This window comes from Enterococcus sp. DIV0901a, from assembly GCF_051711525.1.
Classification (GTDB): Bacteria; Bacillota; Bacilli; order Lactobacillales; family Enterococcaceae; genus Enterococcus_B; species Enterococcus_B faecium.
The window spans coordinates 1,338,590-1,352,517 of the sequence record NZ_JBIOMW010000001.1; the positions used below are offsets into that span (position 1 = coordinate 1,338,590).

Below are 13,928 nucleotides of genomic sequence, written 5' to 3' on the forward strand. Positions count from 1 at the left end.
GAAGCATGGAGAATTTCTCACTAACAGAAAACCGAACCTTTTCACGGCTAGAAAAGCAAATGATCTGGAAGAAACCGAAAAGCCATCGGACAAGTGCAGAAGAATGGCGGATCGCCTCCGAAATCAAAGGGAATTGGCAAGATCCTGAAATGAAAATCAGTAACGTACTTTTGGAAGGAGATGCCGGGTCGGGGAAGACACAATTAGCCAAAGCACTATCTGCTGATCTGCAACTTCCCTATACAAAAGTGACCTGTTTTGCAGATATGGACAAATCAGATGTTTTCGGAGCCTTATTACCTGTAGTAGATTCTAATAAGGAACAAGACCAAGAATTACTAGAAGCTATTTACCAAACAGATACACTTGAAGCTGTACTGACACTGATCCAGAACCATTACGGCATTGATCCTTTTTCTGCTAAAGAAAAATTAGCAGAGCTAGTTCAAAGGATCGAAGCTGATTATCCAGATGCAATCCATTACAGCTATTACCCTTCTGAAATCGTTCGAGCGATTGAAAAAGGATATTTATTAGAGATTCAAGAGCCGACTGTCATCCGAGATGCCTCTGTTCTTGTGGCACTTAACTCAGCGCTCGAACCAAATGGGATGTTGAATTTACCGACAGGAATCATTCGTCGCCATCCAGATTGCGTCATTGTGATCACTACAAATCGAAATTACCAAGGAAATCGCCCATTAAATGAATCTTTAAGAGATCGGATGCAACATGCGGAAAAAATGGATCTTCCTGCCTTAGAAGTCATGGCAGAACGTGCGATGGCGAAAACTATGATCCAAAAACAAGAACTTCTCTTAAAGATGGCAGAGATTATCCGTTTGTTGGATGAAACTGCAAAAGCTAACGCCATCAAAGGTGTAGCAGGAATGCGTTCTTATTTTTATTGGGCAAATACCTATAAGCAAGGACAAGATTTACTCCAGTCGATTTATCCAAAAGTTTTGTATAAATTATCCACTGATTCAGATGAATTGGCAATTCTTGAACAAGCTTTGTCTGACAGTGGATTGCTACTGGAACTTCAGGACATATTGAGAAAAGAAAAATGGGGTCATCCTCAATCTGAGCATACAAAAGGAAGAACCATTAGCGCCGAAGAAGCAAATGAACGAAACATCACTGAAAATGCTGAAGAAATTCTGCGCTTAGATGAAAAGAAATCGTTGTCTGCTGAAGAACCAAATGAGGGAGAAGAGAAACAAGAAGAAACAATAGAAAAAAACGAGATTCCTCCTCAAATGCAAAAAGAACGCAGTAGCGATATCGAAGGAAAAAATCAAAAAGAACAACAAACAGGAGATGATTCTCAAGAAATGTCTGCTTCTGACATGGAAGCACATGATAAGGAAATCAAGAAGCAACTGAATAAAGAAGCGCGACAAATCATGAAGGAAACGATTCATGAAAAAGAAGGTCTCATCGTTCACCGACCAGCTTTCCAAGGAAAAACGCCGGAAGCACGTGAGCTACACATGCAAGTAATGCCAATAGTAGAATCACTTAGCCGGCAAATTTTAGAGTTACTGGATAATGAACAAACAGAGACGTACCAAAAAGGAAAATACGAAGGTCAGCGGTTCAATGCAAGCAAAGTAGCATATGGTGATTTGAGAAATTTTGACAAAAAGAACCCGCCACATGAGCAACCTTCTTTAGCGGTAGCTGTACGGATCGATGAATCTGGGTCAATGATACGGGATGATCGGATCGAAGCGGCAAAAAAAGCAGCGATTGCCATTGCCGAATTTTCTAAGAAAGTCGATATCCCATTGTTGATTTACGGAGATACAGCAGACCGTTCGTCAAGAGAAAAGACTTCTTTGTTTTCTTATAAAGAATTTGAAGACGGATTTCAATGGTTAAATGAAAAATTAGTCACTATGAAACCAAGGCAAAACAATCGTGATGGTGCGGCACTTCGTTTAGCAGCAGAAAAATTAAACAGACAATCCGCAACAACCAAACTGTTGCTTAATATTAGTGACGGTCAGCCAAAAGCGTTGCCGGATTATACAGGCAAAAAAGCAAAAGAAGATATCCAGTCTGTTTTGAAAGAATATGAGCGTCAAGGAATCTTATTTGTCTCCGCAGCTATTGGCCAAGACAAAGAAGAAATCAAGTCAATCTACGGTGAAAGTCGTTTTGTAGATATTACTGACTTGAATGAATTTCCCAAGCAAATGATTCAACTGATTGCCCGCTATCTATGATAAAATAAAGCTCAACGAACGCACTTAGCAGATTCGTTGAGCTTTTCGTTTCTAGTTACCGGTAACAAGGATACTTCTAAAATAGAATCGGTTATAATCAAGAGGGACCGTTAAAGGAGTGAAACGATATGATACAAGAACAAAAATGGTGGAAAGAAGCAGTAGGCTATCAAATCTATCCTGCTAGTTTCAAAGATAGCAACGGCGATGGTCAAGGAGACATCAATGGGATCCGTGAAAAACTTAATTATTTGAAAGATCTTGGTATCGGCTTTATCTGGATCAATCCGATCTATCAATCTCCATTTGTCGATAATGGTTATGACGTAAGTGACTATCAAGATATAGAAGAGAGATTCGGAACGATGGAAGATTTTGATTTATTGCTAAAAGAAGCACATGAATTAGGGATCAAAGTGATTATGGATCTTGTCATCAACCATAGTTCGGATCAGCATCAATGGTTTGAAGAATCGAAAAAATCTAAAGAAAGCCCGTATCGCGATTATTACATTTGGGTCGACGGGGTAGATGGCAAAGAACCGAATAATTGGACATCGATTTTCGGCGGTTCTGCTTGGGAGTATTCTCATGAAACTGGACAGTATTATCTGCATGTTTTTGCAAAAGAACAACCAGACTTAAATTGGGAAAGCGAGAAATTGAAAGAAGAACTATTCAATATGATCCGATGGTGGTTGGATAAAGGGATAGATGGATTTCGTTTAGATGCGATTTCTCATGTAAAAAAAGATGAATATTCAGTAAAAGCCACAGAGAACCCTTTCTCACCCTTTCAAAATGTCTCAGGAATCGAAGAACATTTGACCGATTTGAAACATGTTTTTGAAGAGTACGATATCATGACTGTCGGAGAAGCAAGTGGTGTCACTGCAGAAGAAGGACCACAATGGGTAGGGAAAGACGGTTATTTCGATATGATATTCGAATTTGATCATATCCATATCTGGCAGCAAGAAAAAGAAGGGCAATTAGATGTCCTTAAATTGAAACATGCATTAAGCGCTTGGCAAACTTCATTGGATGGTATCGGATGGAACGCTTTATATATGGAAAACCATGATGTTCCTCGTGCCGTTTCAGTGTTTGGAGATACTCGTCCCGAGTTTTGGGCTATGTCTGCAAAAGCAATCGCTATGATGTATTTCTTTTTGCAAGGTACGCCATTTATTTATCAAGGACAGGAAATCGGAATGACGAATATGCCCTTTGAATCGATCGATCAAGTTGATGCAGTAGATTCGAAAAGACTTTATAAAAGGCTGCTTGCGGAAGGTAAGACAAGAGAAGAAGCATTGGATATCATTCGTGAAACAACGAGAGACAACAGCAGGACACCCATGCAATGGACTTCGGAACAATATGCTGGTTTTTCTACACATGAACCTTGGCTGATCACTAATCCAAATACCAAAACGATCAATGTAGAACAACAAGAATATGAACCAGAGTCGGTCCTGCAATTCTATAAGAACATGATCCGCATTAGACAAACCAATAAAGGTCTGATATACGGTTCTTATAAAGAATATCTTCATGAACATCCACAACTTTATGTCTATGAAAGATATTTAGAAGATGAACAATATCTTATTATGGTAAACTTAACAGAATCACTTGCTGACTATGAACTTCCAAAAGAAGCAGATCAGTCCTGGACATTACTCTTGTCAAATTCCTCTAGCGGAGAATTTGAAGCTAAAGGCATACTAGCACCTTATGAAGCTCGGTTATATAAAACAAACAAGTAAAACTTCCTCGTTAAAGTTCATTAGTTGGACTTTGCGAGGAAGTTTTTCAGATTGCTCTGTCAATTACTCATTTCAATAATTCGCTCTAGGACCACCGATATATTTAGGACGAGAGCGAAGGGCTGTCACGTGAGCTTGTCCAAGGGTTTTCAAACGAGGTCTGACTGGTACTTGGACATGTTTGATATGCATACCGATTGATGTGTCACCGATATCGATACCGGCTTGTCCAACTACGTGTTCCACTTCGACAGGATCATTGAACTGGTCAAAAGCAGCAACAGAACAAGCACCTCCAGCATGTAGTGCAGGAACAACAGAGACAATTTCGAAATTTTTTGCTTCTGCCACTGTTCGTTCTACTACTAATGCTCGGTTCAAATGTTCACAACCTTGGACAGCTAGCGCAATTTCTTTAGGATCCAACAACTCTTTTAACGTACGGATGATCCATTGACCAACTTCCGCACTGGAATTTTTTCCAATATGTCCTCCAACGACTTCGCTTGTGCTGCATCCTAAAACAAAAAGATCACCTTTTTTCAAGTGTGCCTCAGCCAATATGTCATTAACTATTTCAGTCAATTGGTCTTTTAATTCTTTTTCTGACAACTTCATTTTCTAAAACCTTCTTTTTCAATTAATATTGCTTCCGTGCTTGAATACGTTGAAGACTTGCAGTTATAGGAAAGGCAAGTCCCATTCCAATCAGATTTTGGAAGATGTTTCCTGGTATAGAAGCCACTCCAGCCGGCCAATCATATAAAATCCAACCGGCGATACCATAGCCGATGATCATAACTAAGCTTCCTAATAAAATCCCTAATCCCCACATACGAGTAGAAGATTTGCTGAAAGAACCAGCAACATATCCTTGTAACCCGTGGATCACTAATGAAAAAACTGCCCACTGCGGATATCCTGAAATCAAATCGATCAATAGACCACTGGAAGCACCAACAACTAATCCACCCGTTGGACCATAAAGAAAAGCAGCGGTATAGATCCCGGCCTCGCATAATGTCACAAATCCATTCGTAGCCGGTACAGGGATCAAAATTGTTAATGAAAGGGCAACTGTCAACGCAATCAGCATAGCATAGATCGTTAATTGCTTAGTTTTCATTTCTCATTCCTCCTTTTTGAATACCGCCAGACCAGACGCTTCCGGTATGATCGTTCATCAGCACGCCATTAGAAATACAATGGGCAACAAATTTTTTACTTTCTGCTACTGCTTTGGTAAAATCTGCCCCTAACACAAGATTCGCTGTTATTGCAGAAGAAAAGGCACAACCGGCCCCGTTTACTGTTGTAGTGTCGATTTTTTTATGAGAAAATACCTCATAATGATCAATTGAATAGAGAAGATCCACAGCTTCATCTCCAGCCATCCTTGTGCCGCCTTTGATCACAATGTTTTTTGTTCCTGAAGCAGTGAGTTCTTTAGCGAGATGGATCATTTCTGTTAACGAAGAGGGAAGAGCTTGACCAGAAAGTAAAGCAGCTTCTGCCAAATTAGGCGTAATCATCGTAACAAGTGGAAAAAGTTCTTCGATGAGCTGCGAAATATACAATTGATTGATCACAGCTTCAGTTTCTTTGAATGCCAAAACAGGGTCTAAAATGATTGGGATATTTTGTTTTGTTTTTATGAAGTCTCGAACAACCATGATTGCTTCACTTGAATTCAATAACCCAATTTTGATACCATCTAATGAAGTCATTTTATCAATCGAAACTAACTGTCGTTTAAGCAATTCCAAAGATATAGATTCCAGCATAAATCGCTCATTAATATCTAGTGCCCCTATAGAAGTCAAGGCGCTTAGTCCGAATAGACCAAAATTCTCAAAAGTTTTTAAATCTGTTTGGATTCCTCCACCAGCAAATGGATCAGAACCGCCAATTGTCAAGATTCTTTTCATAACATTTTCCTCCATGAATAAGAGTATAACGAAATTTTCAAAAAAGAAAAACAGCCAATTGGCATATTTTTATCTCATCCAATTTAAAAAAACAAAAAGAAAAGAAAGACCAAAATGGATCTTTCTTTCCTTAAATAGTTAGGACTTTTGTGATTTTAATTCTTTCTCGATTTGAAGCCGTTGCACTTTCATTGTAGCTGTTCGCGGGATTGCATCAAAATCACGGATGATAGGGACGTTCAAGCGAGGAAGTTCATGGACTTGCTCCCACCATCGATTCCAATCCATTTCTTTATCAGGAGCTAAAGCAATAATCGGTTGTGGAGAATGATTTTTATCCCTTACAATCACTACTTCTGCCAAAAAATCTAACGAATCTAATAAAAAGTCTTCAATAGCTAATGTACTATTGATCGTTTCGATCAAATCCACTTGCCGATCTTTCAAAAATAGGTGGCCATGCTTATCCATAAAACCGTAATCTCCGCTATCCCACCAATCGCCATAAACATTTTCCTGGAACCGTGCATCTTCCTTGTAATAAGTCAAAGCCCGTCCTTTAGACAGTAATTGTATATGACCATCTGTGTTTTCAGGTAGGACATTCCCAACTGAATCTGTAATCCGAGCGCTTGTCATGTCTTCCAGTCCAACGCCCATATCTCTTGCATCACTTGTTTTCAAACTCTCTAGTGTATGAGCCTTAAGAATCATTGGTCCGCATTCACTTTGGCCATATACTTGAAGAAATACCGCATCCTGTGCCATCGACGTTCGCAAAAATGTCTTCATTGTCTGGTTATTTATAGCATCAAAAGTGGAGTGATAGTATCGGATACCCGAAAAAGCTTCTGGATGCTCCTTAGCAGTAAAACGCCACTGAACAAAGTTATTCGGATGGGTCTCTAGTGCAATTGGCCGGTGAGCTTCCAACATATGAACAACTTTTGAACTTTGTGCGTTTGCTAAAGGCATCATAGGAAATCCCATGGACATCAAAGAAGAGATACCAATATTGAATCTGGAATGCACTGGAGAGATGTGAAAAGCGATTAATTTCTTTTCCGAAATTTTTGTGAAAACTGTTTTTTGCCATTTCGTCCGCCATCCCATAGAATGAGCAGAATGACAAATAAGTTTAGGGATACCAGTTGTACCAGAAGTATGAGTCATATAAGAAATTTCATTTTTGTCTAAAAATGATTGAGAAACAGACAAAGCAGGTTGTTCCATTAAATAAAGAATAGGAATCTGTTTTGATTTTGTTCCATTTGAAATTTCTCTCACTCGCTTTTTTGTCTCATCATCAAATAAAATGAAAGGGTCTTCTAAACGATCGATAAATACTTCCATTGTTGTTGTTGGTAGATGATAAGAAGTCATGACAGGCACTGCACCAAGGTAAGACACAGAAACAGCTAGAAGGTATGTGTCAAAAGCGGAACTCTTATAAATAATAACTTTGTCTCCGGATTTCACTCCAAGATGAGCCAATTGATAAGCCCGTTTCAACACACTTTCGCAGCATTTTTTGTAAGTTGTTTCAAGTCCTAATTCTGGGAAAGCTGAAAGTGGCTCATCAAAGATAATCGGGGTCTCGGAAAAGTTAGCTGCAGCTTCTTGAAAATTCGTAAATAAGTTCAAAGGGGAATACATTATGGTCTCCATCATTCACACTCCATTATCTTTTGTTAAGTAATATACAAATTCAAGATAATCGTAACATAATCCTTTATATAATAACATAGTTTATTGTGAAAAAAAGATCATACATTTGTTTTATATGGAAGAAACCTGAACGAATGCCGCTAATTCGTGATAAGAAAAATCAACCATCTTTTCCCAGATATCTTGAAAAGAATGGGATGAGAGGTATCGATTACCACATAAATAATTTACCGCGTCAGCATCATCTAAATATAGTTCTGCATAATAACGATATGTTTTTCTGCATAGTTCTGGCGATACGTTTTTATATACTGTAATTTTGCTCAAAATTTGGCGAATAGTCCGAGGAGAAATTTGCTGATCATGTGAGGAACGAAAAACAAAAGAATTTTCGTCCGTATTTTGTGCTGTTAACTCAAAATAGTTCTCCAGAAACGGCATCGCTTCTTTTGGTATTGGTACTTTATTCAGTCTGTTTTCTTTTCTATTCAGATTAAGAATCTGCTTGGTCAAAGATACATCTTTACGTTTAAGTTCTACTACTTCATGGATCTTTAATCCGCAATACAGAAGAATGGCAGTAATTGCAAGGTTCCTCGGTCGATTCTTTTCTTCAAAGCTAGCTTCTCTGCTTGTTCGAAAGCCTTCAATCGGGATAAACAAATGCTCAAAATCTTTGAAAAGTTCTGCATCGATATATCGCGGAGCTGCTTTGGTTGTTTCCGGTAAACTTGTACCCAAAAGAGAAATCTCTTCTTCAATCAGTCCTTTTTGATACAAAAATCGTAAAAAATGATTTAATGAATATTGCTTCCTTGAAATCCCGTAATAGCTATTTTCAAACAATTGCTCCGTTTCTTGGTTCGCTGTAGTTTGGAACGAACGAGTATGTCGATAGATTTTAGCTAAGAAATTCTGATAATCTTGTTTTTCTAAATGGATAATCAGCTGATCATCCACTTCTTCAGAAAATACTTTTCTCAAATAATCAGTAAACAGATGAAAATCTTTTGCGTATTCATAGCGACTGCCTAATGAAAGGGAAGAACGATTTTCTTCTAAAAACTGTTGAAAGACGGAAGGGAGCAAGTGTGTACGTTGCTTTAACTTTTCTTGCAGTTGTTTTCTAGTTTTGCTGTCCATTACAAATTCCCTCCAATAGTGTTCATTTTCTATATTTTACCGCATTTCATTAAATGAAGATAGACAGTTTGTCTTGATCTTAGGAAGCAAATTTTTAACTGTCTTTTAAAAGTACTAGCTAAAAGATATGAAGTAAGAAGATACATTTTTAGTTATTTTATTAGTGCAGTCATTCTTTTGATCTTTTAATTGATTTATCCTCTTTTTAGCTATGTGGTTACTTCATGAGCAATGAAATGGATTTGGTTCGTTCTAATGGCAGGAGGCTCTTTCTTTTATTTCCGAAAAATTAGAAAACATTTTTTCAGAATCGATTGGCTCTCCATTTATTCAATAATGGTTTGTCTAACGATATTGTTGGGATAATTCTTAAAGAAGTATTAGAAATAGTTGGTACTTCATTACTTTACATAAAGATTTATTCTATGGTAGGAGCAATTATATTGAGAATTAATCCTTTTTTATATAAGTTGTTTGCTTATTGATGGATTGGATAAATTAAACCATCACAACGAGTGGAAATTATATGAAATTTTTCATAAAAATTCATATAGAAACAAATGACATTTTATTAGAATATGACTTTCATTAACATAAATATTTTCAAATTTCAATTAAATTGTTTTAATCAAATTCCAATCTAAATATTTGTAGAAAACAATCGTCTCCTATAGAATAAATTTATAAGTAACAATATACCAATCATAAATCTATTTGCTAGGAGGAATTTACATGGAAGAGAAAAATTTAACGGTCATCGGAAGCTATAGTACGAGGGAAGAAGCATTATCAGTAATTGAACGGTTGCGTAACGAAGGGTATGAACGAGATGATATCGTTATTTATACTACTGATGAAGCAGCATCTAGACTAGGATTTGACGGATTGTCTGGTATAGATGTTGAAACAGATGAAAATCGGATGGATGGTGAAGAAGACCGTTCTTTATGGGAAAAAATAAAAGATACTTTTTCTTTTGATACCTATGATTCTGAGACGGCTACACCAGAAAATGATCCTTTATATCAATATAGAGGAGATATTTCTGATGGAAAATTTGTCATCACAGTAAAAGGCTATCGTCAGCCAGAAACAACAGAAGATACAATGGATACACAAGATACTGTTAGCCCAGCAAGCACAATGGGGACTGGATTAGAAACTGGCACTGGAACAGATCCAATGGACGTAGGTGGCACGACAGGCTTTCAAAATACAACGGATCCATTGAATATGACACCAGGAACTGATCCGATGGACGTACCTGGCGAGACTGATACAATGGGTACAAGCAAGACTGAAGACATCGATCGCAAACCAAATCTAGATGATGATACAATTCAACTAAAAGAAGAAAAATTAGATGTAAATACACATGATGTGACAACTGGAGAAGTGGACATCCACAAACATGTGGTCAACGATACTGAAACGGTAGAAGTACCGGTCAAACGTGAAGAAATCGTCATCGAACGCAAACCAGTAACAGATCAATCTTCACAGGGAACAGACGAAAACTTGGAAGATGACACGATTACTATCCCAATCAAAGAAGAGCAAGTAGATGTAAGCAAACATACAGTTATTCGTGAAGAAGTTGGGATTCATAAAGAAGAACATGAAGATGTTGAAAAAGTGACAGAAGATGTTAGCCGAGAAGAATTGGATATTGACACAAGCGGTGATGTACACATTGAAGACCGCAATAAAAAATCGTAAGCGTAAGCTAAAGAGGTTGTGACAGAAGTGGTCAGCTTAAAGAAATTTCGGCTTATTTCCGAAGAAGCTACTTCTGGAACACCGTTTATTCGCAACAAAAAAGGGCTGTGACAAGATTTTTGTCACAGCCCTTTTTTAGGGATAAGCATTATTTTTTAGGCTTCAACGGCAATTGGACTTTAAAATCGACTCCTTGTGGAAGATAATTGGATACAGAAATTTGTCCATGATGCTGTTCGATTACCTGTTTTGCAATTGCCAAGCCAAGCCCGTATCCGCCAGTCTCTTTCGCCCGAGATTGATCTTCCCGATAAAATCGATCAAAAATCCTTGCTTGATCTTCTTCACTGATAGAAGGGCCAGTATTCTTTACGTGAATCAGCCATTCTTTATGGTTAACAGATGAGTCCAAAATAATCTTATCTTCTGGATTCGTATATTTTAATGCATTATCCAGCAAAATAACCAAAACTTGATGGATTTTTTTTTCGTCAATTGGTACTTCTAATGTTGCATCGTTATGGAGAATAAACTCTTTTCCATCTATGGTGGCCATCTCTTGAAATGGTTTAACAAGTTGTTCGATATATTCTTGTGTATTGATCATTTGCTTTGAAAGCAGCTGCTGATCAGAATCATTCCGAGCGATTGTCAGCAAATCCGAAGTCAATCCAGTGAGGCGCCTCGTCTCTGACAATGCTTGAGCGATGCTTTCGGATTCTTCAATAATAGTATGATTAGGCTTGGTAAAAAGATGTTCCAAACTATTTTGAATAATCGTTAACGGTGTGCGCAATTCATGAGAAGCATTCTCAACAAATTCTTTTTGTCTTCTCCAAGAAAGAATAATAGGGCGCATGCTTAGACTAGACAAGTAATAACTGATACCAATAGAGAGAATCCAAAAAACAATCATACACAAAATCATAATCGTGCGAAAAGTCGCTAATGAATTCTTGATTTGATTTGTATTTTCTAAAATTTGGATGTAGGCAACGCCATCTTGATTCGTCTCCGCTTTTTTCGTAATCGAACGGAAAGAGAGGGCAGATGAGCCACTGTCTTCATTTAATTCAATATTTTGGATGGTATTCAGATTTTTCGTATCCATTTTTAATTCTTTGATTTGGTTGAAACGCCCACCAATAGCTGCTTTATTCAATATCTCACCATTTTTAGACCACAAGATCACTTGAGTGTTAAAACGGTCATTTGATGGTTCCATTAATGGCTGTTCCATGTTTGTTCTGTTTTGTTCCGTTTGAGTCGGGTTTAAAAAGGGATCGCCTTGCTGATATCTTTGTATCTCTAATTGTACTGTTCGAGAATCAAAATTTATTTTCTCTAATGACAGATCTGTTTCTCTGTATGCAGATTGGTTTAATATCTGTAAAGTAATGAATCCCAAAAGAAAAAAGATAAAAGCAAATGCTGCTACATTTGTCGCAAAAAAGCGACTACGTTGCTTTCGTGTAATATCTCCATTCATTGCATCACACCCTTTGCAGTATATAACCGACATTACGTAAGGTTTTGATTTCTTTATCCAATCCAGTACTTCGCAGATGTTTTCGTAAGTTGCTCATATAAACTTCAATAACTGTAATCGTCGTATCAGAATCAAATCCCCAGATCCGGTCAAATATCTGCTCTTTTGTCAAAATGATTCCCTTATTTTGTAAAAAATAAACGAGCAATTCAAACTCTTTTCCTTGTATGGGCAAAACTTGTTCTTTATACAAGACTTCATTGCTTTTTAAATCACAACTGATATCCTTATACTTCAGAACATTTTCATCAAAGAGACCTAGCGAGCGTTTCAATAATGCTTTCACGCGCATGATCAGTTCTTCTCGATAGAAAGGTTTTGTTAGATAATCATCTGCACCTCGTTCAAATCCTTCAATCTTATCTTCCAAACTATCTTTTGCAGTCAAAATCAATACTGGAGTCTGTATTTTTTCTTTCCGTATTTTTGCTAACACTTCATATCCATTCATTTCCGGCATCATCAAATCCAAGATTGCAAGATCATAAACTCCACTTTCCAACTCGAACAGTCCTTCACTACCATCATAAACTTGTGTTATCTCGCCGATTGCAGCGAGTATTTCTTTTATATTATTGGATAATACTTTATCGTCTTCTACTACTAATAGTTTAATCATTTTCCCACCTCATTGATTTGGTCACTTTAGTTTATCATGGAAAGCATAAATAAGACTTAAATAAATTTTTTATGACTCATGTTAAGGTTTTATCGAAAGATGTCTTAGACAATTTATTAATAAGAAAAAAACAACATAAGTGACAAAATGTCACTTTGGAGTTACACTATTCAACGAGTGACATTTTGTCACTATCAATCTATCATAGGGAGGAAAAACAAATGTTTCTAGCTATCAAAGAAATTCGCTATTCTAAATTACGATATGGCTTGATCGTCGGTATTATGTTCTTGATTGCGTATGTCGTATTCATGTTGTCAGGACTAGCGAATGGACTTTCAGAAGAGTTTAAAAAAGCAATCGATGATTGGGACGCACAAGAGATTGTTTTGTCGGAGGATGCAAATCAAGTATTTGCAGCTTCACAATTAACAAGAGGAGATCTGAAATACATTGAAGGAGGAGAGAAAGCACCAATCGGATTGTACAGCGGAGCAATCAAAGGAAAAAACAAAGAAAATGTTACAGTTTTCGGCACAACGAAAGAAGCATTTTTATTACCAAAACTCACGAAAGGGCATGAATTTAAAACAAAGAATGAAATCATCATCTCTCAAAATCTGGCTGATTCAGGCTATAAAATTGGAGATACGATCAAAATTGGCAGTTACGACGATCCTTTGACGATTGTCGGTATCTTTCCTGAAACTTATTACACAGTTTCTCCCGTCATCTATGCGTCCCTAGATACGTGGACTGCTTTGAAGTATGGACAACAGCCGTTTGCTTCTGAAGAAGAACAGCCGATCAATGGGATCGTAATAAAGGATTCAGCTAAAATTTCGAAAGAAAAAGCATCGAAGGGTCTACAGTTATTAACTATTGGGACATTCATTGAAAGTATTCCTGGCTATTCTGCCCAAAATATGACCTTAAATGCGATGATATACTTTTTGTTCTTAGTGGTTGCTGCCGTGGTCGGTATTTTCATGTACGTGATGACACTTCAGAAGACTGCTATTTTTGGAGTAATGAAAGCACAAGGGATCAAAAATTTCTTCATCGCTAAATCTTTAGTAGCACAGTCCTTTATTGTTGGGGTGGTAGGCGTTCTGCTTGCTCTTTTGTTTGCTTATTTGACTAGTCTGATTTTACCAAGCGCGATGCCTTTTGCTGTTTTTTGGTCACAATGGTTGCTATATAGTGGGATTTTGATCATTGTCGCAATGCTAGGCGGATTGTTTTCGATACGTACGATAACCAAAGTAGACCCAATTACAGCAATAGGAGGTTAAT

Annotated in this window: 11 protein-coding genes; 4 read left to right on the forward strand and 7 right to left on the reverse strand. The window is 37.4% G+C overall.

The annotated features are described in order from the left end of the window. Positions 1-5 precede the first annotated feature (5 nt). Both IGL70_RS06425 and IGL70_RS06430 read left to right on the forward strand, forming a co-directional pair. Positions 6-2,234, forward strand: coding sequence for an AAA family ATPase (locus tag IGL70_RS06425; protein WP_002286072.1), 2,229 nt, complete (start codon positions 6-8; stop codon positions 2,232-2,234). 128 nt (positions 2,235-2,362) lie between these two features. Then, complete coding sequence (locus IGL70_RS06430) at positions 2,363-4,006, forward strand: glycoside hydrolase family 13 protein (protein ID WP_010724069.1); 1,644 nt, start codon at positions 2,363-2,365, stop codon at positions 4,004-4,006. 72 nt (positions 4,007-4,078) lie between these two features. On the opposite strand, the gene IGL70_RS06435 is transcribed toward IGL70_RS06430, so the two are convergent. The 5 genes from IGL70_RS06435 to IGL70_RS06455 all read right to left on the reverse strand — a co-directional run bounded on the left by IGL70_RS06435 (position 4,079) and on the right by IGL70_RS06455 (position 8,745). Next, positions 4,079-4,624, reverse strand: coding sequence for a TIGR01440 family protein (locus tag IGL70_RS06435; RefSeq protein WP_002286070.1), 546 nt, complete (start codon positions 4,622-4,624; stop codon positions 4,079-4,081). A gap of 22 nt (positions 4,625-4,646) precedes the next feature. After that, a complete protein-coding gene (locus IGL70_RS06440; RefSeq protein ID WP_104765519.1) occupies positions 4,647-5,132 on the reverse strand; it encodes an ECF transporter S component in 486 nt (161 codons plus the stop codon). Continuing rightward, on the reverse strand, positions 5,122-5,934 hold the full coding sequence (locus IGL70_RS06445; RefSeq protein ID WP_002286068.1) for a hydroxymethylpyrimidine/phosphomethylpyrimidine kinase: 813 nt from the start codon (positions 5,932-5,934) through the stop codon (positions 5,122-5,124). Before IGL70_RS06445 ends, IGL70_RS06440 begins: the two co-directional genes overlap by 11 nt. 138 nt (positions 5,935-6,072) lie before the next feature. Further along, positions 6,073-7,605: an AMP-binding protein gene (locus IGL70_RS06450; protein WP_086319259.1), complete on the reverse strand. Its 1,533-nt coding sequence runs from the start codon at positions 7,603-7,605 to the stop codon at positions 6,073-6,075. Between the two features lie 108 nt (positions 7,606-7,713). Next, entirely contained in the window at positions 7,714-8,745 is a 1,032-nt protein-coding gene (locus IGL70_RS06455) for a tyrosine-type recombinase/integrase (protein WP_002302025.1), read from the reverse strand. A gap of 732 nt (positions 8,746-9,477) precedes the next feature. On the opposite strand from IGL70_RS06455, the gene IGL70_RS06460 reads away from it, so the two are divergent. Then, positions 9,478-10,464, forward strand: a complete 987-nt coding sequence (locus IGL70_RS06460) for a DUF2382 domain-containing protein (protein WP_002295887.1) — start codon at positions 9,478-9,480, stop codon at positions 10,462-10,464. Between the two features lie 148 nt (positions 10,465-10,612). On the opposite strand, the gene IGL70_RS06465 is transcribed toward IGL70_RS06460, so the two are convergent. Both IGL70_RS06465 and IGL70_RS06470 read right to left on the reverse strand, forming a co-directional pair. Then, entirely contained in the window at positions 10,613-11,953 is a 1,341-nt protein-coding gene (locus IGL70_RS06465; RefSeq protein WP_002297809.1) for a sensor histidine kinase, read from the reverse strand. 4 nt (positions 11,954-11,957) lie between these two features. Beyond that, positions 11,958-12,632: a response regulator transcription factor gene (locus IGL70_RS06470; protein ID WP_002286063.1), complete on the reverse strand. Its 675-nt coding sequence runs from the start codon at positions 12,630-12,632 to the stop codon at positions 11,958-11,960. Positions 12,633-12,853: 221 nt separating this feature from the next. Here IGL70_RS06470 and IGL70_RS06475 point away from each other — a divergent pair, with 221 nt between their 5' ends. Continuing rightward, on the forward strand, positions 12,854-13,927 hold the full coding sequence (locus IGL70_RS06475) for an ABC transporter permease (protein WP_002286061.1): 1,074 nt from the start codon (positions 12,854-12,856) through the stop codon (positions 13,925-13,927). The last annotated feature ends 1 nt before the right edge of the window (position 13,928 follow it).

Excerpts from the sequence above, each read along its gene's own strand:
- IGL70_RS06455 (WP_002302025.1), bottom strand. The coding sequence starts at position 8,745 with ATGGACAGCAAAACTAGAAAACAACTGCAAGAAAAGTTAAAGCAACGT.
- IGL70_RS06470 (WP_002286063.1), bottom strand. The coding sequence starts at position 12,632 with ATGATTAAACTATTAGTAGTAGAAGACGATAAAGTATTATCCAATAAT.
- IGL70_RS06445 (WP_002286068.1), bottom strand. The coding sequence starts at position 5,934 with ATGAAAAGAATCTTGACAATTGGCGGTTCTGATCCATTTGCTGGTGGA.
- IGL70_RS06465 (WP_002297809.1), bottom strand. The coding sequence starts at position 11,953 with ATGAATGGAGATATTACACGAAAGCAACGTAGTCGCTTTTTTGCGACA.
- IGL70_RS06475 (WP_002286061.1), top strand. The coding sequence starts at position 12,854 with ATGTTTCTAGCTATCAAAGAAATTCGCTATTCTAAATTACGATATGGC.
- IGL70_RS06460 (WP_002295887.1), top strand. The coding sequence starts at position 9,478 with ATGGAAGAGAAAAATTTAACGGTCATCGGAAGCTATAGTACGAGGGAA.
- IGL70_RS06440 (WP_104765519.1), bottom strand. The coding sequence starts at position 5,132 with ATGAAAACTAAGCAATTAACGATCTATGCTATGCTGATTGCGTTGACA.
- IGL70_RS06435 (WP_002286070.1), bottom strand. The coding sequence starts at position 4,624 with ATGAAGTTGTCAGAAAAAGAATTAAAAGACCAATTGACTGAAATAGTT.
- IGL70_RS06430 (WP_010724069.1), top strand. The coding sequence starts at position 2,363 with ATGATACAAGAACAAAAATGGTGGAAAGAAGCAGTAGGCTATCAAATC.
- IGL70_RS06425 (WP_002286072.1), top strand. The coding sequence starts at position 6 with ATGGAGAATTTCTCACTAACAGAAAACCGAACCTTTTCACGGCTAGAA.
- IGL70_RS06450 (WP_086319259.1), bottom strand. The coding sequence starts at position 7,605 with ATGATGGAGACCATAATGTATTCCCCTTTGAACTTATTTACGAATTTT.